Raw genomic sequence first — 19,536 nt, forward strand, 5'->3', positions numbered from 1 at the left:
TTCCCTGTAACCCGTTCAGCCAGTATCATCCTGTTACCAGACCCTCATCATTTATGGTGGGGGTTTTTCTTTATTGGCGGTCGGCGCGTGGCAACTCCGGCCCCGCACCCTGACCATGCCTGATTTTGTTTTTTCATGGAGAGCGCAATGTCCAGACCAGCCATCATCATTAACGAACTCGATGCCGAGCGACTCGACCAGCTACTGGAACAGCCGCAGTACGCCAAATTACCGGTGGCGGATGCGCTGAATGCCGAACTGGATCGTGCCCAGATGTGCCAGCCGGAAGCGATGCCGGCAGATGTCGTCACCATGAACAGCCAGGTGAAATTCCGCGATCTGACCTCCGGAGAGGTGCGCACCCGTACCCTGGTGTACCCGGCCAGCCTGACAGACAGCGAACAACAGCTTTCCGTTATGGCACCGGTTGGCGCCGCACTGCTGGGCCTGCGGGTGGGTAACACCATTCACTGGACCCTGCCAAACGGAAACCAGACCAACCTGGAAGTGCTTGAGCTTATCTACCAGCCGGAATCCGCCGGTGAATATCACCGCTGATCCCTGTATTTCGCACCGGCCCCGGCCGGTGCTTCCCCTGCCCCCTGCCCGATTAACGGCGATAATTAGCCAGAACCGCAAACAGCGTGCAAAATACATCTGGTACACGATGCCAGAGCGGCCCTGCCCGGCATCCACAAAGATGGAGTTGCAGTGGTAATGAGCCAGGACAAACTGTATATCGAAAAAGAACTCAGCTGGTTATCCTTTAATGAGCGCGTTCTGCAGGAAGCGGCAGACAAGCGCAACCCGCTGATTGAGCGCATGCGCTTTCTGGGGATTTACTCCAGCAACCTTGATGAGTTTTTTAAAGTCCGTTTTGCCGATCTTAAGCGGCGCATACTGATTAACGAACTGCAAAGCGGCAGCGCCCAGAGCCGCCACCTGTTAAGTAAGATCCAGAGCCGGGTCGTGAAAGCCGGGCAGGAGTTTGACGCCCTGTACAATGAGCTGCTGCTGGAGCTGGCCCGTAATCAGATTTTCCTTATCAATGAGCGCCAGCTCTCCCCCGACCAGCAAACCTGGCTGACCCACTATTTCAGGCATGAACTGCGCCAGCACATTACGCCAATCCTCCTGACCCCGGAAACCGATCTGGTGCAGTTTCTGAAAGATGACTACACCTACCTGGCGGTGGAAATTATTCGCGGCACGACCATTCACTATGCGCTGCTGGAGATCCCGGCAGACAAACTGCCCCGCTTTGTTAACCTGCCGCCGGAGTCATCCCAGCGCAGTAAATCCATGATCCTGCTGGATAACATTCTGCGCTTTTGTCTGAACGATATTTTCAGCGGCTTCTTCGATTACGACACGCTCAACGCCTACTCCATGAAGATGACCCGCGACGCGGAGTACGACCTGGTCCACGAAATGGAGTCCAGCATGCTGGAGCTGATGTCCTCCAGCCTGAAGCAGCGCCTGACCGCCGAGCCGGTGCGCTTTGTCTACCAGCGCGATATGCCACAGGAGCTGGTCGACACCCTGTGCCGCAAGCTCAGCATCTCTAACTTTGACTCGATCATTCCCGGTGGCCGCTACCACAACTTTAAAGACTTCATCAGCTTTCCCAATGTGGGCAAGGCCAACCTGGTTAACCGGCCGCTCCCGCGCCTGCGCCATGCGGGATTCGACCATTTCCGCAACGTTTTCGACGCCATCCGCGAGCAGGATATCCTGCTGTACTACCCCTACTACACCTTTGAGCATGTGCTGGAAATGCTGCGCCAGGCCTCGTTTGACCCGGGCGTCGTGGCGATAAAAATCAACATCTACCGGGTGGCGAAAGACTCGCGGATTATCGACTCCATGATCCATGCAGCCCACAACGGTAAAAAAGTCACCGTGGTGGTTGAGCTCCAGGCCCGGTTTGATGAAGAGGCCAATATCCACTGGTCCCGCCGCCTTACCCAGGCGGGGGTGCATGTGATCTTTTCGGTGCCGGGGCTGAAAATCCACGCCAAATTGTTTCTTATCTCCCGGCGTGAAGAGGACAAAATCGTCCGTTATGCCCATATCGGCACCGGCAACTTTAATGAGAAAACGGCCCGGGTCTATACCGACTACTCCCTGCTCACCGCCGATGCCCGGATAACTAATGAAGTGCGCCAGGTATTTAATTTTATTGAAAACCCCTACCGCCCGGTGAGCTTTAACCACCTGATAGTCTCGCCACAAAACTCGCGCAACATCCTCTACCAGCTTATTGATAACGAAATTGCCGCCAGCCAGCGGGGTGCCCCCTGCGGCATTACCCTGAAGCTGAATAATCTGGTGGATCGCGGGCTGATAGAGCGGCTGTACGCCGCATCAGGCGCGGGGGTTCCGGTTAACCTGCTGGTGCGCGGCATGTGCGCACTGGTGCCGCAACTGGAGGGGGTGAGTGACAATATCCGGGTGACCAGCATTGTTGACCGCTTCCTGGAGCATGACCGGGTCTATATTTTTGAAGATAACGGGGCCAGAAAGGTGATCCTCTCCTCCGCCGACTGGATGACGCGCAACATCGATTTTCGCATCGAGGTGGGTGTCGTTCTGCTGGATCCGCGCCTCAAACAGCGGGTGCTGGATATTATCGGCATTCTGCTCAGCGACACCACCAAGGCCCGCATCATCGACAAAGAACTCAGTAACCACTATGTCCCGCGCGGCAACCGCCGTAAGGTGCGGGCACAGCAGGCGATTTACGATTACATTCAATCACTGGAGCAGCCAGAATAAACCATGCCAATCACCACTACCCCCCGGCCCCGGGAATTCGCGGCTATCGATCTGGGCTCGAACAGCTTCCATATGGTGATAGCCCGCCAGGTTGACGGTGCCCTGCAAATTATCGGCCGCCTTAAGCAGCGTGTTCACCTTGCCGATGGCCTGGACCAGGAGAACCTGCTGAGCGAAGAGGCCATCGAACGCGGACTGGCGTGCCTGGCGCTGTTTGCTGAACGGCTACAGGGGTTTGACCCGGCCAGCGTCAGCATTATCGGCACCCACACCCTGCGCCAGGCCCGCAACGCGGCCTGGTTTGTCGCCCGCGCGCAAAAGGTTATCCCCTATCCGATTGAGGTGGTCTCCGGTAACGAAGAGGCGCGGCTGATTTTTATGGGGGTGGCCCACACCCAGCCGGAAAAAGGCCGCAAACTGGTGATTGATATCGGCGGGGGATCCACGGAGCTGGTTATCGGCGAAGGTTTCACCCCGCAACTGACAGAGAGCCGCCGCATGGGCTGTGTCAGTTTTGCCCGGCGCTATTTCGCAAACGGCGAGATCTCCGCGCAACACTTTCGCCAGGCGCGGCTGGCGGCGGCCCAGAAGCTGGAAAGCCTGGCCTGGGAATACCGGCTACACGGCTGGAACGTGGCCCTTGGCGCCTCCGGCACAATCAAAGCCATCAACAGCGTGCTGCGGGAAAGCGGCGCGGCCGACGGGGTCATCACCCCGGAGCGGCTCGACGATCTGGTCATGCGGGTGCTGCGCTACCGCCGGGTCAGCGCGCTGGATCTCCCCGGGCTATCTGAAGAGCGCAGGCAGGTTTTTGCCCCGGGGCTGGCGATTATGTGCGGCATTTTCGACGCGCTGAATATCAAGACCCTGCGCCTGTCCGACGGAGCCCTCCGGGAAGGGGTGCTGTATGAAATGGAAGGCCGCTTTCGCCACCAGGACATCCGCAGCCGCACCGCAGAGAGCCTGGCCTGCCAGTACCATATCGACGACGATCAGGCCCGGCGGGTGCTGGACACCACGCTGCGGCTGTATGACCAGTGGCAGGCGCAACACCCGAAGCAGGCCAACCCGCAGATGGAGGCCCTGCTGAAGTGGTCCGCCATGCTCCATGAAGTGGGCCTGAATATTAACCACAGCGGCATGCACCACCACTCGGCCTATATTCTGGAAAACAGCAATCTGCCGGGCTTCACCCAGCAGCAGCAAAACCTGATGGCGCAGCTGGTCAGTTGCAGCCGGAAGTCGATAAAAAAAGAGGATCTGGCGGAAAAACCAGAGGCATTCCCCGCCATGGTCAGGGCCCTGCGCCTCGGGTTGTTATTAAATAATCAGCGCCAGGCCAGCAGCCGCCCCCACACTCTGGAACTGAAAGCCGGGAAACACCACTGGACACTGCGTTTCCCGCCCCGCTGGCTGGAGGAAAATGCCCTGGTGCAGCTGGATCTGGAGCAGGAACAGCAATACTGGCAGGCGCTGGACGGCTGGCGCCTCACTGTAACGCCGGAGGAATAGCCCCGGCGTTTAACACCGCCGGGGTGGCCGTTATTTATCCAGCCGGAACCCCTGGCGCAGGATCGCCGCCAGCACATCCGGGAAGTAAATATGGCTGTAGTAGCTGGCGGTGTTATTGCCCCAGTCTTCGCCATCTGCCCGCTGCTGCTGGCGCCAGTGCTCGCTCAGCGTCTGGTTGTACTGCTCAATGGCAGGCGCAATGCGCTCTTCGTGGTAAAACTCCTCATGGCAGAAGCTGCTTAACGGCAGGCGCGGCTTCTGGGGGGCCGGTTTATCCACATACCCCAGGGTTAGCCCTACCACCGGGAAGGTCAGCGCCGGGAGTTTCAGCAGGTCGGTAACCGCCTGCGGGTTCGCGCGGATCCCGCCGATGGGCACAATACCCAGCCCCTGGGCCCGGGCCGCCGCCATCATCGCTTCCAGCGCTATTCCCGCATCGGTCGCGCCAGAGACAATACTTTCCACACTCAGATGGGCCACCTGCTCCTTGCCCGCTTCGCGAATGGCCATAGCGGATTTATGCATATCCAGCACCACGGCAATAAATACCGGGGCCTGAGCAATCCACGGCTGGCCGCCCGCCAGCTCCGCAAGTTGTGCCCGGCGCTGCGGGTCGCGGACCACCACCAGCGACACCTGCTGGGAGTTTACTGACGTAGGCGCCCGCCATGCTGCCTCAACAATATTCTGCAGCACATCATCAGGCACCGGGGTTGAGAGGTAGCTTCTGTCGCTGCGGTGCGAACGCAGCACATCGAGAGTATCAGACATCGTCAAAACCTTTATTTGTGATGAAACGCACACTACAACACGCCGCCAGCCCCCCTGTAAATACGGCACGAAAGAGGGGCCTGGTCGAAGGCACGTATTATCAATACCGCCTCGCCCGTGGCAAAACCGGCGATATCGGTTAATCCCCTGTGATCAACATGGACATATGTTCTTATGATGTTAGTATTTATTCGATAACCATTGACATATGCGTGTTTTACAGACAGCCAGGATAGCTGATGACCTCCGCCAGAACGGATTCTCCCCCCCATCACGCTCTTCCCGGCACCACGCACCGTCCGCCAACAGGAAGCAGGCAGAGCGATTATGGAAAAACGAAAAGCACGGGCCGTGTGGCTTATTCTCGGGCTGGTGGCGGTTATCGCCGCCGGTGCATGGTGGATAATGCGCCCGGCAGGCTTACCCGAAGGGTTTGCCAGCAGTAACGGGCGCATAGAAGCAACCGAAGTGGATATCGCCACGAAGATAGCCGGGCGTATTGCCGACATTACGGTAAAAGAGGGCCAGTTTGTACGCAAGGGCGACATTCTCGCCCATATGGATACCCGGGTACTGAACGAGCAGCGCCTGGAGGCCGCCGCCCAGATCAAAGAGGCCCAGAGCGCCGTGGCCGCCGCCCATGCCCTGCTGGCACAGCGCCAGAGCGAAATGCTGGCAAATGAGGCCACCGTTCGCCAGCGCCAGGCCGAGCTTAATGCCTCGGCCAAGCGCCACACCCGTTCAACGGCCCTGATCAACCGGGGCGCGGTTTCCGCCCAGCAGCTGGATGACGACCGGGCCGGGGCGGAAAGCGCCCGGGCATCCCTGGAGTCCGCCCGGGCGGATGTCTCCGCCGCCAGAGCCGCCATTGAGGCCGCACGCACCAGCATTATTCAGGCCGAAACCCGGGTAGAAGCCGCCCAGGCCACGGAGCGGCGGATCATTGCCGATATCGATGACAGCGCGCTGAAAGCCCCGCGGGATGGCCGGATCCAGTACCGGATAGCCGAGCCCGGCGAGGTGTTGTCTGCCGGGGGCCGGGTGCTGAGCATGGTGGATTTGTCCGACGTGTATATGACCTTCTTCCTGCCGACCAGCCAGGCGGGTGTACTGGCGCTGGGTAGCGAGGCGCGCCTGATCCTTGACGCCGCCCCCGGCCTGCCCATTCCCGCAACGATAAGTTTCGTGGCAAGTGTGGCGCAGTTTACCCCCAAAACCGTCGAAACCAGCGACGAGCGGTTAAAGCTGATGTTCCGGATCAAAGCGCGTATTCCGCCGGAGCTGCTGGCAGAGCACCTGGAATATGTGAAAACCGGGCTCCCGGGTATGGCTTACGTGCGGCTGGATAACCAGCAACCCTGGCCGGAGAATCTGACCGTGAGGCCCTGGCAATGAACCCGGTGCAGGGCCATGAGCCCCACCCGCCGATAGCCATACTCGACGGGGTCAGCCAGCACTTTGGTGCCACCACCGCGCTGAATAATATTTCGGTGCGGATCCCGTCGCGCTGTATGGTCGGGCTTATCGGCCCGGACGGGGTCGGCAAATCCAGCCTGCTGTCGCTGATTGCCGGTGCCCGCGCAATCGAAAGCGGCAACGTGCTGGTGCTGGGCGGCGACATGCGCGATGCGGCCCACCGGCGCGCCGTCTGCCCGAAAATCGCCTGGATGCCGCAGGGGCTGGGAAAGAACCTCTACCATACCCTCTCGGTTTACGAAAACGTCGATTTCTTCGCGCGCCTGTTTGGTCACGACAAAGCCGAGCGGGAAACCCGCATCAATGAGCTGCTGCACAGTACCGGGCTGGCCCCGTTTCGCGACCGCCCGGCGGGCAAGCTCTCCGGCGGTATGAAGCAAAAACTCGGCCTGTGCTGTGCGCTGATTCACGACCCGGAATTGCTGATCCTCGACGAGCCCACCACCGGGGTGGATCCCCTCTCCCGGGCCCAGTTCTGGGATCTGATAGACAGCATCCGCGCCCGGCAAAGCAATATGAGCGTGCTGGTAGCGACCGCCTATATGGAAGAGGCCGAGCGCTTTGACTGGCTGGTTGCCATGAACGCCAGCGAAATTCTCGCCACCGGCAGCGCCGAAGCGCTGCGCACCCGCACCCACAGCCAGACCCTGGAGCAGGCGTTTATCGCCCTGCTGCCGCAGGCCCAGCGGGAGGCCCACCACCCGGTGGTGATCCCGCCGCGCGATACGGGCACAGAGGAGATAGCCATTGAAGCCCGGGGGCTGACCATGCGCTTCGGGGATTTTGTGGCCGTAGACCACGTTAATTTCCGCATTCCGCGCGGTGAGATTTTTGGCTTTCTCGGCTCGAACGGTTGCGGCAAGTCCACCACCATGAAAATGCTCACCGGCCTGCTGCCCGCCAGCGAAGGGGAAGCCTGGCTGTTCGGCCAGCCGGTCAACTCAGACGATATCGCCACCCGCCGCCGGGTGGGCTATATGTCCCAGGCCTTCTCCCTGTACAGCGAGCTGACCGTGCGCCAGAACCTTGAGCTGCACGCCCGGCTGTTCCACATTCCCGAAAGTGACATCCCGGAACGGGTAGCCCGGATGAGCGAGCGCTTTATGCTCACCAGCGTTGAGGATAGCCTGCCGGAGTCGCTCCCCCTCGGGATCCGCCAGCGTCTTTCCCTGGCGGTTGCCGTGATCCACAGCCCGGAAATGCTGATCCTCGATGAGCCCACCTCCGGGGTGGATCCGGTCGCCAGGGATATGTTCTGGCAACTGATGGTGGACTTATCGCGCAAAGATCGGGTGACTATTTTTATCTCGACCCATTTTATGAACGAGGCCCAGCGCTGCGACCGCATCTCGCTGATGCACGCAGGCAAGGTGCTGGCCAGCGATACCCCGGACAACCTGGTTAAACAGCGCGGCACCGACACCCTCGAAGAGGCGTTTATCGCCTGGCTACAGGAGGCGGCAGAGACCCCGGCCCGGCCCCCTGAAGAGGAAGAGGTGGCCATCCCCGCTCACACCCGTGAAACCACCTCCGCCCCCCACCACGCTTTCAGCCTGCGGCGGCTGTTCAGCTACAGCCGCCGGGAAACCCTGGAGCTGCGCCGGGATCCGGTGCGCTCTACCCTGGCGCTGCTGGGCACCGTGATCCTGATGTTTATCATGGGTTACGGGATCAGCATGGATGTGGAAGATCTGCGCTTCGCGGTGCTGGATCGCGATCAGTCCATCAGCAGCCAGCGCTGGGCTGAAAACCTCTCCGGATCGCGCTATTTTATCGAACAGCCTGTCCTCACCAGCTATGACGAGCTCGACCACCGGATGCGCACCGGTGAGCTGGCGGTGGCCATTGAGATCCCCCCGGGCTTTGGCCGGGATGTGGCCCGGGGCCGCCCGGTGAGTATCGGGGTGTGGGTCGACGGCGCCATGCCCAGCCGGGCCGAAACGGTGCGCGGCTATGTGCAGGCCATGCATCAGGGCTGGTTACAGGAGGTGGTGGCCCGTAAAGCCGCCAGCGCCACCGGCGGGCCGCTGATGAGCATTGAAACCCGCTACCGCTACAACCCGGACGTGAAAAGCCTGCCCGCCATTGTACCGGCGGTGATCCCGCTGCTGCTGATGATGATCCCCTCCATGCTCAGCGCCCTGAGTGTGGTGCGTGAAAAAGAGCTTGGCTCCATTATCAATCTCTACGTGACCCCCACCACCCGCAGCGAATTTATGCTCGGCAAACAGCTGCCCTATATTGCGCTGGGGATGTTTAACTTCCTGTTGCTGTGTGGCCTGTCGGTGTTTGTCTTCGGGGTGAGCCACAAGGGGAGCTTCCTGACCCTGAGCCTCGCCGCGCTGCTGTATGTGACTGTCGCCACCGGTATGGGGCTGCTTATCTCCACCTTTATGAAGAGCCAGATTGCCGCCGTGTTTGGTACGGCGATTATCACCCTGATCCCGGCCACCCAGTTCTCCGGCATGATTGACCCGGTGGCCTCCCTTGAAGGGCCGGCGCGTATTATCGGCCAGATCTACCCCACCAGCCATTTTCTGACCATCGCCCGGGGCACCTTCTCCAAGGCGCTGAATCTGGCGGATCTGTGGCCGGTGTTTATTCCGCTGCTGATAGCCATTCCGGTAGTGCTGGGGCTGAGTATCCTGCTGCTGAAAAAACAGGAGGGGTAATGGGCACATTAGCCAATATTTATAACCTCGGGATCAAAGAGCTGCGCAGCCTGCTGTGCGACAAGGCCATGCTGGCGCTGATAGCCTTCAGCTTTACGCTCTCGGTTTACTCTTCAGCCACCGCCATGCCGGGCACCCTGCATCTGGCGCCGATTGCGGTGGCCGATCTGGATCAGTCTCAGTTGTCATCCCGCATTATTAATGCGTTTTTCCGGCCCTGGTTTCTGCCCCCGGACATGATCACCGCCGACGAGATGGACACCGGGCTGGACACGGGCGAGTATACCTTTGCGGTAAATATTCCCCCCAATTTCCAGCGCGATGTGCTGGCCGGTCGCCAGCCGGAAATTCAGGTAAATGTGGACGCCACCCGCATGAGCCAGGCGTTTACCGGCAACGGTTATATTCAGAATATTATTAACAGCGAGGTAAATACGTTTATTCAGCGCTATCAGAGCAGCGGCGGCTCGCCGGTGGATCTGGCGGTGCGCATGCGCTTTAACCCGAACCTTGAACAGAAATGGTTTGGCGGCGTGATGGCGATAATCAACAACATCACCATGCTGGCGATTGTGCTGACCGGCTCGGCGCTGATCCGCGAACGGGAACACGGCACCATAGAGCACCTGCTGGTGATGCCCGTCACCCCGTTTGAAATCATGCTGGCGAAGATCTGGTCTATGGGGCTGGTGGTGCTGGTGGTGTCGGGACTGTCGCTGGTGGTGATGGTGCAGGGGGTGCTACAGGTGCCCATTGAGGGCTCCGTATTGCTGTTTATGCTGGGGGTCGCCCTGAGCCTGTTCGCCACCACGTCCATCGGGATTTTTATGGGGACCCTGGCCCGCTCTATGCCGCAGCTGGGGCTGCTGATGATCCTGGTGCTGCTGCCGCTGCAGATGTTATCCGGCGGCTCTACCCCACGGGAGAGTATGCCGCCGCTGGTGCAGGACATTATGCTGTCGATGCCCACCACCCATTTTGTCAGCCTGGCCCAGGCCATTCTCTACCGGGGTGCCGGTTTTGCCGTGGTCTGGCCCCAGTTTCTGACGCTGCTTGTCATTGGCGCGGTGTTTTTTGGTATTGCCCTTTTGCGTTTTCGCAAAACCATCGGCACGATGGCATAAACCGGCAGCCCAATCAGGAGGTGGCGTAACCACCGGCAATAAACCAGGTGACAAAACCGACGGCTACCACAAAAATCGCTACCGGAAACAGTATACCAATACGCATATCATCACCCTGTAAATATCAATACGCCCCGGGAGGAACTATCCCGTCCGGGGCGTATACTAACCTGCGTACCGCTATTTACCAGCAAAAATTAAGCTGAACCGTTCCGGCGCAAACCGGCCTCAGCGGCGGTTAAAAGTCAGCGTTGCCGCCAGCGACTGGGTATCGCACCGGGCGCTTTCCGGGTAGGGGGATTTATGCCCCACATGGGCCAGCCAGAACCCGGCACCAACATCGCTGAAGACCACCACGCCGGACGCATCCGTCTTGCCACTGAACTGTGCGGCTATCTTCGGGTGGGGGTTGTCTTTATCCTGCGCCCGGGCCTGGGCTATCTGCTGCTGCACATACTCGGCGGAATTCACCGTCACCTGCGCCCCGGCCAGCGGTTTGCCGTCCAGCTGAACGGCGAATGCCAGCTCCTGGTCGCGGCTCAGTAGCCCCTCCCGGGGAATAATCTCCAGCTGTTGCCCCTGAGCGCTGCCGGTTATCTGCGCCGACGGCTGCGCCGCGGTATTCAGCACCGCTTTGGTGAACTTTTTCACAAACAGACACTGTTTAATGTCGCTGCGCCCGGTTTTGTCGGTTTTTTCCCAGCCGCTGGCGGTCTCTGACCAGTAAGCCGGTGCGGTGGCGCTGGTCATCAGGTATGTTGCGTCGGCCAGCGCCCCCTGATGGCGGTAAACATAAGGCTGGTCAGTAGCCTGAAGGGTGATGGTGGTTTTACCGTCGCTCAGTACCGGTGCGCTGAACATCCCCGGCGCCACCGGCTCTGAGCCCCGGGCGGGGAAATCGTGCCCGTAGCCGATTTCGGCAATCACGCCACTGTCGTCGCTGGTGGGCACCAGCCACAAATCATGTGCGCTGGCGCTCCCCGCCAGTAACGCACCAAACCAGGCTAGCGCCCGTAACCGTGTTGTTTTGTGCATGTTTTATCCTTACCTGCTTGTGTTGGGTGACATAACGTCTTGTGGCCGGTAACAGGCCATAAATTGTTATAACATAACACAATAAATTCAGGATAAACGGCCAGCCCTGCGGCGGGAAGCGGGCCGCGACCGGCCCTCAGCCTGGTTTACTGGCGGGCAGATAACGGCGCCACACCGGCAATATCCAGCAGCGCGTCAACCTCAGAGGCCGGGAACATCGCCCCGTGAGACAGGCCCGGGTACGCCACCGCCTGCACAGGCACCCCTGCCGCCCGGAGCTGGCTGATAACCTGGCGATGGCTGCGCCCTTCCCCCCGGGGAGCCAGCCCGCGAGCGTCCTCTGCGTCGCCTTCCATCAGCCATAGCCGGGCTGCCGGGTTTGCGGCGGGCTGGTGGCTCAGCTGATCAACCAGGCGATACCCGGTCAGCCAGAAGGAGGGGCTGGCGCTGTAGTAACGGGAAAAGCCACGGGAAAAGTTACCGGCATTAAGCCAGGCATCCAGCACCAGCAGCCCGCCGTAAGAGTGGCCCCAGAGCCCGCGCCGCGCCGGGTTAACATCGATCCCCTGCTCTGCCACGGGCATAATGCGGCTCGTCAGCAGGGTTAAAAACGAACGGCTCCCCCCATAGACAATACCGTCCCCGCGCCGGGCCGGGTTGCTGCTGCCGGGCGGGGTGTAATCAAGGCTGCGACCCTGGCGGTTAAAGGGCAGATTCCCCCGATACCCCAGCGCCACAATCACCGGCGGTGTCCCCTGGCTCAGCCGCCCGAGCAGTGCGTCATCCAGCCGGTTCATCACCGCGTTACCGTCGAGCATATACAGCACCGGATACCCCCCGGGCACATGTTTACGCGGCGTGCCGGTCCAGACCAGGTAATGGCGCTGACCATCTGCGGAGGTGAATTCACGGGTGGTGAAGTGATACCAGGCGGAACCGGTATCGGCGATATTTTTGCCCAGCGGGGCCATATCCGGCCGGGCGCTGGCAGGGGAGATCCACAACGCGGTAAGAACAAGTAAACAGACGAGATAGGGCATGAAGAGCTGGCTTCCTGTGATTAGCGCATCAAATGAGACGCATTTTCATATTCAGCCAGCAATCATAATATACCGATACGCCCCGGCATACCGGTTTTTAGCCCGCGGCCTCAGCCGGGCCCGTAGCGCTCAATGAGCGTGCACAGTGTTGCTTTCAGCATCTGGCTGCGCTCTTCCCCGAGCTGGGCAAGCACCGAGGTTTCAAAACGCGCCGCTTCTGCGTTCAGCTCCTGCACCAGTTTCTTGCCGGTAACGGTAACCCGCACCCGGCTCAGGCGCCGATCGCCGCCATTATCCGGGCAGCGTTCGACCTGTTTCTGGTGCTCCAGGCGGTGCAGCAGCCGGGTAATGGTCGGCTGCTTGCTGACCGTTTTCAGCGCCAGTTCGCTGACGCTGGTGGGGCCATTCCCCTCCAGCACCGATAACACACGCCACTCCAGCACCGAGAGCCCGCGGGATTCCACCACCGAGTGAAACTCTGATGACACCACCAGCCAGGCCTGTCCCAGTAATGCGGGCAAATACCCGTTGATAAACGAAGGTGATCCCGTCATGGGCGGCTCCTGATTAATAGCGGCCGGAAAGTAACGAGCCAAAGCCCGGTACGTGAGTATCCAGCCGCAGGCGGTTGAGCATCATCCAGGTGGTGGCCACAGAAGATGAAATCACCGGCAGCCCGACCCGGTCCTCAATCAGTTGAATGGATCCCAGCGACGGCATCTGCACACAGGCGGAGGCCACGATCACATCCACATTGGTATTGAGCTTTTTGGTGATCTCCACCGGGGCCAGCGGATCCCGGCGCCCGACGGCCAGGTTGTCCGGGATCTCCAGGGAGATGCTGTCCACCACTTCAATCCTTTCGTTCTCAATATAGTCAATGACCAGCTGGGTCAGGGGCTTCATATAAGGGGTCAGAATCGATACCCGCTTCGCCCCCAGCGCCTGTAGCCCCTCCACCAGGGCACCGGCACTGGTGATCACCGGCGCCGGGTGGCCGTTTTCGACCGTGCGGGCGTGCAGGCGCTCTTCAGACACCCGGTGGTAGCCCTTGCCCATGCTCATAATGGCCACCAGGCAGGCATAGCCCAGCACATCAACGGCCGCGTCGGAAAGCTCCAGCGCACAGCGATCGCTGTCCGCATCCATGGCGGCAAGCTCGTCTTTGGTCACATGTTTCATGCGCATACGGCTGGAGTGAAAGCTAAAACGCTCCGGCGCGATAGCTTCTCTGGCGCGCAGGATAGCCGGGATCTCCGTCTCCATGGTGGTGTTGGAGGACGGCACAATCTGGCCGATACGCAAAGTACGTGGCGTCTGCATTAGAGTGGCTCCTGGAACGGCTCCGCCGTCTCATTCAGATGTGTAAAATCCGGCCCGTTGTCCGGGGTGTCAATAAAGGTCGCCGGGTTCATGGGGCGGCGGTTGACCTGCAAATCGAAAATATCAAAGCGGTTATAGTGGCCGGTGATGTCGTGCATCTGGCGCGGCTGGATACAGCGCCCCAGATCAATCTCACCGTAGACGATACCTTCCTGGTCGATAAGCGGCTCACCCACGACCCGGCCATCCGGGCCGATAATGCCGGAGAACGCGCTGTTCGGGCGCGCCAGCAGCTCCCGGGCCTGGGGGTGGCTGGCGGCCATGGCCTCGATAATCTCCTCGCTGATGGTGGAGCAGGCGATCACGGTAAACACTTTGCCTTCAAAGCAGTGGGCCGAGGCGCGCAGGCGGATGGCTTCCGCCATGTCGTAATCTTTCGGGGCCACCGGCAGTGAGATATAGCTGGCCACGTGGACCAGCTCCCCCTGAGCCAGCAGGGAAAAGCGCGCCAGGGTGTTGGTGTTTTCACCGCAGGCCAGTGCCCCCAGCGGGCCGATGCTGGTTTTGTGCACCCGCAGGGAAGAGGCATCCCCGTTGGCCCAGGTGAGTTTTTCCGCCCAGGTCGGCACCAGTTTGCGGTGGCGGCCGATGATTTTGCCCTCGTCGTTGATGGTCACCAGGGTGTTATACAGGGTGGCGATACTTTGCGGGTGGCGCTCATTAACCCCGATCACCACGTTAATGCGGTGGCGGGCCGCCGCCTGGGCGATTTTGCGGATCTCCGGCCCCGGCACTTCAATGGCGCTGCGGCACAGCTTGTCAAACCACGGGCTCCCCTCTACCGGGTTCATCACCCAGCTCCAGTACGGGTAACCGGCGATAAACACCTCCGGGAAGGCGACCAGTTTCGCCTCGTTGGCCGCCGCCTCGCCAATCAGGCGGCAGGCTTTGTCCACGGTGGCGTCCGTGTCGAGGAATACCGGGGCGGCCTGCACGGCCGCTGCGGTAAATACAGGCAATTCCAGCATGTTTGTCTCCTTATACCGCAACAACCGGGTGGCGCAGGCTGCCGATGTACTCCACATCCGCGTCGATAACATCCCCGGGCCATACCCACTCCTGAGGAGAGCGCCCTGCCCCCACCCCTTCCGGGGTGCCGGTGGCGATAATGTCGCCGGGCTCCAGGGTGATGCCCTTGCTGATATCAGCAATCAGGGTCGGGATCTTAAACAGCATATGGCGGGTGTTAGAGCTCTGTTTGGTTACGCCATTTACCCGCAGGCTCAGGTTCAGGTTGTGGGGATCGGGGATCTCGTCGGCGGTGACGATGCACGGCCCGAACGGCGCGTAGGTGTCCTGGCCTTTGGAGTAGATCCACTGCCCGGCGCGGCGACAGTCCCTGGCGCTCATATCGATCATCAGGCTGTAGCCGAACACATAGTTCAGCGCCTGGGCTTCGCTGACGCGCTTCGCGCGGCTGCCCATAATCACCGCCAGCTCCACTTCCCAGTCCAGCTGCTGGGTAATGGCACCGTTATGCTCGATGGCCTCATCCGGCCCGATAACCGATGTCGGCGGCTTGGAGAAGATAACCGGCTCCGTGGGCAACTCTTTTGAGGTGTCCAGCGTGCGGCTGGACTCAGCCACATGTTCAACGTAGTTCAGGCCGATACCGAAGATGTTCTTACGCGGGCGCGGGATCGGCGCCAGCACTTTCACGTTCACCAGGGGCTGGGCGCAGCCCACCGGCCAGTTGCCTTCGTATTCCTGCATCAGGGCGGTGGCAGCGGTAACCGCCACCGGGCCGAGGTCGATAAAGTCCAGCATATTGTCCGGTAATTCAGACCCGCAATGGCGGGCCAGTTTCGCCAGATCCACCACATAATCCCCGGCAATCGCCCCCAGACGACCAGCCCCGGCAACTTCACTACGATAAGTAATCAGACGCATTATGCTTTCCCCTCGGATAAAATGGTTTGGTGGCCGCCGTTGTCCAGCAGCGCTTCTTCGTAATACAGGCTCAGTGACTGCATCACCGGCAGATCGTTAAAACAGAACAGGCAGGCGTCTTCGCTTTGCGAGAGATTGACATGCTCATGGAGTGCCCATGAAGGGACACAGAAAATATCCCGCTCCCGCCAGTCAAAACGCTGCCCGTCGATAATCGAATACCCTTCCCCTTTCGCCACCTGGTAGATAAAACTCCCGGTATGGCGGTGCGCTGTTCCCACAAACCCCGGGCGCAAGCGCTGCATACTGGCACCGATGGTGGGCATCACATGGCCGCCGGTCACCGGATTGGTGTAGTGCATCAGCACATCGTCATAGGGGGTGCCGTCGCTGGCTTGCGCCGCCCGGCACAGGGCGTCATAGGTGGGGCCCCACTGGTATTTAAACAGCGGCGAGTAGGGTTTATCCCAGCCCAGGTTATGGGGGCGCAGCGCCGCCGCCCCCCACAGGGCGACACTGTCATCCACCGGGGCGGTGATCTGCTGGCGCAGATCCGGGTGGACTTTGTAAAACCCGGCTTCCATGGCATTGACCAGCGGGATATCCAGCCCGTCCTGCCAGATGCAGGGCGCGCCGTCCGCTTCGACCCCGTGCTCATGCCAGGTGCCGTTCGGGGTCAGGACAAAGTCGTTAGCCTCCAGGGGCATTTTGTGGCCGTCCACAATGGTGTATGCCCCGCGGCCTTCCATAATAAAGCGCAGCGCCGACGCGGAATGGGCATGGGCGGAGGCAGCCTCCCCCGGGTGCATCACCTGCAGGCCCGAGTACAGCCAGCCCACGGCCGCCGCCACATCCTGGCGCCCCGGGTTGTTCAGGTAGATAACCCGGCGCCCGGCTTTTTCCGGGGTGACCAGCTCCACCGAGCGCAGCACATGCTCGCGCAGATCCCGGTAGCGCCACAGCACCGGCACGGAGGACGACTTCGGCTGCCAGGGCTCAATTTTATTGGCAACCGTCCACAGGGCGCCGGTTTTCAGCTCCGCGAGCTGCTGGTAGTAGGCCACCAGCTCCGGGGTATCTGCCACATCCGCCCGGCCCGCAATATTTTCCCGGTATTGATCGTGTTTCATGGGTTTCTCCCCTGTGGTCCTGTGGCCCGTTGTAATACGTCCCGCCCGTAGAGGTAGGCCGGGTGCCAGGCCACCTGTTCCCAGCCGTAGCGTGCGCATTCGCGCTGCAACCAGTTGGCATCTGCCAGCATCGGGCGGCCAATGGCGCACAAATCCGCCCGGCCAGAGGCGATAATCCCGTTGACCTGGTCTGCATCGCTGATGGCCCCGACCGCCATGGTGGCAATGCCCCCTTCGTTACGCAGCCGGTCTGCCATCGGGGTCTGGAACATGCGGCCATATACCGGTTTCTGATCAACGGACACTTCCCCGGAAGAGCAGGTGATCATGTCGGCCCCGGCTTCCCGGAACAGGCGGGCTATCTCCACTGACTCATCCACCGTGGTGCCACCCGCGACCCAGTCAGTGGTCGACAGGCGCACGGAAATCGGCAGCCGGGCAGGCCAGGCCGCGCGTACCGCCCGGAAGACCTCCAGCGGGAAGCGCACCCGGTTTTCCAGGCTGCCGCCGTACTCATCCCGGCGCTGGTTGGTGAGCGGGGAGATAAAGGCCGACAGCAGGAAACCGTGGCCTGCCTGCAACTCCAGCCAGTCAAAACCTGCATCAACCGCCCGGCGGGCCGCGGCGACAAATTCCTCGCAGATTGCCGCCAGTTGCGCCTGGCTGGCCTCTGCCGGAATTTGCGATACCCCGGCCAGATAAGGCAGCGGCGAGGCCGACACCAGCGGCCAGTTGTCCTGCACCAGTGGCGTATCCGGCTTATCCTGGCCGCACTGGGTGGAGCCCCGGCGACCGGCGTGACCAAGCTGCACGCCAATGCGGGCGTTGCTGTTCTGGTGGACAAAATCGGTTATCTGGCGCCAGGCCCGGGCCTGCTCATCGTTCCACAGCCCCGGACAGCCCGGAGTCACCCGCCCGCCAGGCGAAACGGCGGTCATCTCGGTCAGGACCAGACCGGCCCCGCCCAGCGCCCGGCTCCCCAGGTGAACCTGGTGGAACGCACCCGGCACCCCGTCACGGGCCTGGTAGAGTAAGGTGGGCGACACCACCACCCGGTTGGCGAGGGTCACTTCCCGCAGCCGGTAAGGGGTCAGCACCGGCGGCACGCCGGGCTCCCCGGCCAGCCACTGTTCGTAGCCTGCCAGCCACTGGGGATCCCGCAGGCGCAGGTTTTCATGGGAAATACGCTGGGAGCGGGTCAGCAGCGAGTAGGCAAACTGCTCCGGGGCCAGGTTTTCATAACGGGCGACATTTTCGAACCACTCGGTGGAGTTACGCGCCGCATTCTGGATTTTGAGCACTTCCACACTGCGCACCGCCTCGTAATGCTCAAGGCCCGGGCGCAAATTGCCCTGGTGCTGGCGCAGGCTGTTGGCCAGCTCAATGGCATCTTCAAGGGCGAGCTTAGTGCCGGAGCCAATCGAGAAGTGGGCGGAGTGGGCCGCGTCCCCCATCAGAACAACGGGGATCTCTTTTTTATCCCGGGTGGTCCAGTGGACCCAGTGGTTACAGATAACCCGCGGGAAGCGGATCCAGATGGCCGCCCCGCGCAGGTGGGCGGCGTTCGACATCAGCGGTTCACCGTCCAGCCAGGGGGCGAACAGCTTCTCACAATAGGCGATGCCCTCTTCCTGGCTCATGGTGTCCAGACCGGCGGCCTGCCAGGTCTGCTCGGTGGTTTCGACAATAAAGGTCGATAAGCCCGGCTCGAACTGGTAGGCGTGCACCTGGAACCAGCCGTGGGGCGATTCGGCAAACAGGAAGGTGAACGAATCAAACACCTTGCGGGTGCCCAGCCAGACAAAGCGGCACTGGCGCTGGTCGATATCCGGCTGGAAAATTTCCTGGTAACGGGTGCGGATACGGCTGTGGATCCCGTCAGAGGCGATAACCAGATCCGCCTGGTAGCGGGCCGCCAGCGCCTGATCGTCTTCCACCAGGGTGTCAAACACCAGCTCGACCCCCAGCGCCTGGCAGCGCTCCTGGAGGATATTGAGCAGTTTTTTGCGCCCGATCCCGATAAACCCGTGGCCGCCGCTGCGGTTAACGCTGCCTTTAAAGTGGATGTCGATATCATCCCAGCGGCTGAACTGGCTGGTTATCTGTTCGGCGCTGACCGGGTCCGCCTGGCGCAGGTTTTCCAGGGTCGCATCGGAAAACACCACCCCCCAGCCGAAGGTATCAAACGGGCGGTTACGCTCCACCACCACAATGTTGTTAGCCGGGTTCTGTAACTTCATTAACAGGGCGAAGTAGAGCCCCGCCGGGCCGCCGCCGATACAAACAATGTTCATGGAGCTTCTCCTGATGCGTTCAGGGCAGCGGACAAGGCTGCCGGGATATCAATGGCGCGGTGGGTATCAAGGGAGGTGGTGACCAGGGTCTGGACCACCTGCATGCGTAACTCCCCCTCAAGGCTGGTGCAGCTCAGGGCCAGCTTCAGTGACCGGGTGCCCTGATGGATAACTTCCAGTTGCAGCACCACATCGTCCCCCATACGGCTGACGGCTTTAAAATCCGCTTCCAGGTGTACCGTGGGCAGGCCAAAACGCTGCTCGCCGATATAACCGGCGAAGCCGCCGGGCACTAACTCATCAACCCACTGTTCCAGCAGATTGTTAAACATCACAAAATACTGGGGGTAAAACACGATCCCGGCAGGATCGCACTCCGAGAAGCGGATGCGATGCGGGCGGGTAAACGTGGTGGCACTCATAAAACGCTC

The 19,536-nt window shown here is 60.8% G+C and carries 17 protein-coding genes; 6 read left to right on the top strand and 11 right to left on the bottom strand.

Annotated elements, in window-relative coordinates:
- Positions 1-147 precede the first annotated feature (147 nt).
- From rnk to ppx, 3 genes are all read left to right on the top strand, one after another.
- The gene (gene rnk / locus EBL_RS13400) at positions 148-558 is read left to right on the top strand and encodes a nucleoside diphosphate kinase regulator (RefSeq protein ID WP_002439102.1); all 411 of its coding nucleotides are present in this window, start codon (positions 148-150) and stop codon (positions 556-558) included.
- A gap of 159 nt (positions 559-717) precedes the next feature.
- Positions 718-2,778 carry a polyphosphate kinase 1 gene (ppk1, locus tag EBL_RS13405; RefSeq protein ID WP_002439100.1) on the top strand — a complete coding sequence of 687 codons (2,061 nt, stop codon included), beginning with the start codon at positions 718-720 and terminating at the stop codon, positions 2,776-2,778.
- A gap of 3 nt (positions 2,779-2,781) precedes the next feature.
- Entirely contained in the window at positions 2,782-4,290 is a 1,509-nt protein-coding gene (gene ppx / locus EBL_RS13410) for an exopolyphosphatase (RefSeq protein WP_002439098.1), read from the top strand.
- Between the two features lie 30 nt (positions 4,291-4,320).
- Here the strand turns inward: ppx and EBL_RS13415 are convergent, their stop codons facing one another.
- Positions 4,321-5,061, bottom strand: coding sequence for an NADPH-dependent oxidoreductase (locus tag EBL_RS13415; RefSeq protein WP_002439096.1), 741 nt, complete (start codon positions 5,059-5,061; stop codon positions 4,321-4,323).
- 327 nt (positions 5,062-5,388) lie between these two features.
- Here EBL_RS13415 and EBL_RS13420 point away from each other — a divergent pair, with 327 nt between their 5' ends.
- Genes EBL_RS13420 through EBL_RS13430 form a run of 3 tightly spaced genes read left to right on the top strand, consistent with a single transcriptional unit; the run spans position 5,389 to position 10,333 of the window.
- Positions 5,389-6,456, top strand: coding sequence for an HlyD family secretion protein (locus EBL_RS13420; protein ID WP_002439094.1), 1,068 nt, complete (start codon positions 5,389-5,391; stop codon positions 6,454-6,456).
- The gene (rbbA, locus tag EBL_RS13425) at positions 6,453-9,209 is read left to right on the top strand and encodes a ribosome-associated ATPase/putative transporter RbbA (protein ID WP_002439092.1); all 2,757 of its coding nucleotides are present in this window, start codon (positions 6,453-6,455) and stop codon (positions 9,207-9,209) included. The genes EBL_RS13420 and rbbA overlap by 4 nt, the downstream gene beginning before the upstream one ends.
- Positions 9,209-10,333, top strand: a complete 1,125-nt coding sequence (locus tag EBL_RS13430; protein ID WP_002439091.1) for an ABC transporter permease — start codon at positions 9,209-9,211, stop codon at positions 10,331-10,333. Before rbbA ends, EBL_RS13430 begins: the two co-directional genes overlap by 1 nt.
- 13 nt (positions 10,334-10,346) lie before the next feature.
- Here the strand turns inward: EBL_RS13430 and EBL_RS20630 are convergent, their stop codons facing one another.
- The 10 genes from EBL_RS20630 to EBL_RS13480 all read right to left on the bottom strand — a co-directional run bounded on the left by EBL_RS20630 (position 10,347) and on the right by EBL_RS13480 (position 19,527).
- Positions 10,347-10,439: a YoaK family small membrane protein gene (locus EBL_RS20630; RefSeq protein WP_034919991.1), complete on the bottom strand. Its 93-nt coding sequence runs from the start codon at positions 10,437-10,439 to the stop codon at positions 10,347-10,349.
- Between the two features lie 122 nt (positions 10,440-10,561).
- Entirely contained in the window at positions 10,562-11,368 is an 807-nt protein-coding gene (locus tag EBL_RS13440; protein ID WP_002439089.1) for a DUF4198 domain-containing protein, read from the bottom strand.
- Between the two features lie 146 nt (positions 11,369-11,514).
- Positions 11,515-12,408, bottom strand: coding sequence for an alpha/beta hydrolase (locus EBL_RS13445; protein WP_002439087.1), 894 nt, complete (start codon positions 12,406-12,408; stop codon positions 11,515-11,517).
- 110 nt (positions 12,409-12,518) lie between these two features.
- A complete protein-coding gene (locus tag EBL_RS13450) occupies positions 12,519-12,962 on the bottom strand; it encodes a MarR family winged helix-turn-helix transcriptional regulator (protein ID WP_002439085.1) in 444 nt (147 codons plus the stop codon).
- Between the two features lie 13 nt (positions 12,963-12,975).
- Positions 12,976-13,731 carry a maleate cis-trans isomerase family protein gene (locus EBL_RS13455; RefSeq protein WP_002439084.1) on the bottom strand — a complete coding sequence of 252 codons (756 nt, stop codon included), beginning with the start codon at positions 13,729-13,731 and terminating at the stop codon, positions 12,976-12,978.
- Positions 13,731-14,759 (bottom strand): carbon-nitrogen hydrolase family protein, encoded by a 1,029-nt coding sequence (locus EBL_RS13460; protein ID WP_002439083.1) that lies wholly within the window; start codon positions 14,757-14,759, stop codon positions 13,731-13,733. Before EBL_RS13460 ends, EBL_RS13455 begins: the two co-directional genes overlap by 1 nt.
- A 10-nt stretch (positions 14,760-14,769) precedes the next feature.
- Entirely contained in the window at positions 14,770-15,681 is a 912-nt protein-coding gene (locus EBL_RS13465) for a fumarylacetoacetate hydrolase family protein (protein WP_002439082.1), read from the bottom strand.
- A complete protein-coding gene (locus EBL_RS13470) occupies positions 15,681-16,811 on the bottom strand; it encodes a cupin domain-containing protein (RefSeq protein ID WP_002439081.1) in 1,131 nt (376 codons plus the stop codon). The genes EBL_RS13465 and EBL_RS13470 overlap by 1 nt, the downstream gene beginning before the upstream one ends.
- Entirely contained in the window at positions 16,808-19,105 is a 2,298-nt protein-coding gene (locus EBL_RS13475) for a bifunctional salicylyl-CoA 5-hydroxylase/oxidoreductase (protein WP_002439080.1), read from the bottom strand. Before EBL_RS13475 ends, EBL_RS13470 begins: the two co-directional genes overlap by 4 nt.
- Positions 19,102-19,527 carry an acyl-CoA thioesterase gene (locus tag EBL_RS13480; RefSeq protein ID WP_002439079.1) on the bottom strand — a complete coding sequence of 142 codons (426 nt, stop codon included), beginning with the start codon at positions 19,525-19,527 and terminating at the stop codon, positions 19,102-19,104. Before EBL_RS13480 ends, EBL_RS13475 begins: the two co-directional genes overlap by 4 nt.
- Positions 19,528-19,536 lie beyond the last annotated feature (9 nt).

It is taken from the genome of Shimwellia blattae DSM 4481 = NBRC 105725 (assembly GCF_000262305.1).
In the GTDB taxonomy this organism is placed as follows: Bacteria; Pseudomonadota; Gammaproteobacteria; order Enterobacterales; family Enterobacteriaceae; genus Shimwellia; species Shimwellia blattae.

Excerpts from the sequence above, each read along its gene's own strand:
- EBL_RS20630 (WP_034919991.1), bottom strand. The coding sequence starts at position 10,439 with ATGCGTATTGGTATACTGTTTCCGGTAGCGATTTTTGTGGTAGCCGTC.
- EBL_RS13475 (WP_002439080.1), bottom strand. The coding sequence starts at position 19,105 with ATGAACATTGTTTGTATCGGCGGCGGCCCGGCGGGGCTCTACTTCGCC.
- rbbA (WP_002439092.1), top strand. The coding sequence starts at position 6,453 with ATGAACCCGGTGCAGGGCCATGAGCCCCACCCGCCGATAGCCATACTC.
- EBL_RS13470 (WP_002439081.1), bottom strand. The coding sequence starts at position 16,811 with ATGAAACACGATCAATACCGGGAAAATATTGCGGGCCGGGCGGATGTG.
- EBL_RS13455 (WP_002439084.1), bottom strand. The coding sequence starts at position 13,731 with ATGCAGACGCCACGTACTTTGCGTATCGGCCAGATTGTGCCGTCCTCC.
- EBL_RS13480 (WP_002439079.1), bottom strand. The coding sequence starts at position 19,527 with ATGAGTGCCACCACGTTTACCCGCCCGCATCGCATCCGCTTCTCGGAG.
- EBL_RS13460 (WP_002439083.1), bottom strand. The coding sequence starts at position 14,759 with ATGCTGGAATTGCCTGTATTTACCGCAGCGGCCGTGCAGGCCGCCCCG.
- EBL_RS13465 (WP_002439082.1), bottom strand. The coding sequence starts at position 15,681 with ATGCGTCTGATTACTTATCGTAGTGAAGTTGCCGGGGCTGGTCGTCTG.
- EBL_RS13420 (WP_002439094.1), top strand. The coding sequence starts at position 5,389 with ATGGAAAAACGAAAAGCACGGGCCGTGTGGCTTATTCTCGGGCTGGTG.
- ppk1 (WP_002439100.1), top strand. The coding sequence starts at position 718 with ATGAGCCAGGACAAACTGTATATCGAAAAAGAACTCAGCTGGTTATCC.
- EBL_RS13450 (WP_002439085.1), bottom strand. The coding sequence starts at position 12,962 with ATGACGGGATCACCTTCGTTTATCAACGGGTATTTGCCCGCATTACTG.
- EBL_RS13415 (WP_002439096.1), bottom strand. The coding sequence starts at position 5,061 with ATGTCTGATACTCTCGATGTGCTGCGTTCGCACCGCAGCGACAGAAGC.
- ppx (WP_002439098.1), top strand. The coding sequence starts at position 2,782 with ATGCCAATCACCACTACCCCCCGGCCCCGGGAATTCGCGGCTATCGAT.
- EBL_RS13445 (WP_002439087.1), bottom strand. The coding sequence starts at position 12,408 with ATGCCCTATCTCGTCTGTTTACTTGTTCTTACCGCGTTGTGGATCTCC.
- rnk (WP_002439102.1), top strand. The coding sequence starts at position 148 with ATGTCCAGACCAGCCATCATCATTAACGAACTCGATGCCGAGCGACTC.
- EBL_RS13430 (WP_002439091.1), top strand. The coding sequence starts at position 9,209 with ATGGGCACATTAGCCAATATTTATAACCTCGGGATCAAAGAGCTGCGC.
- EBL_RS13440 (WP_002439089.1), bottom strand. The coding sequence starts at position 11,368 with ATGCACAAAACAACACGGTTACGGGCGCTAGCCTGGTTTGGTGCGTTA.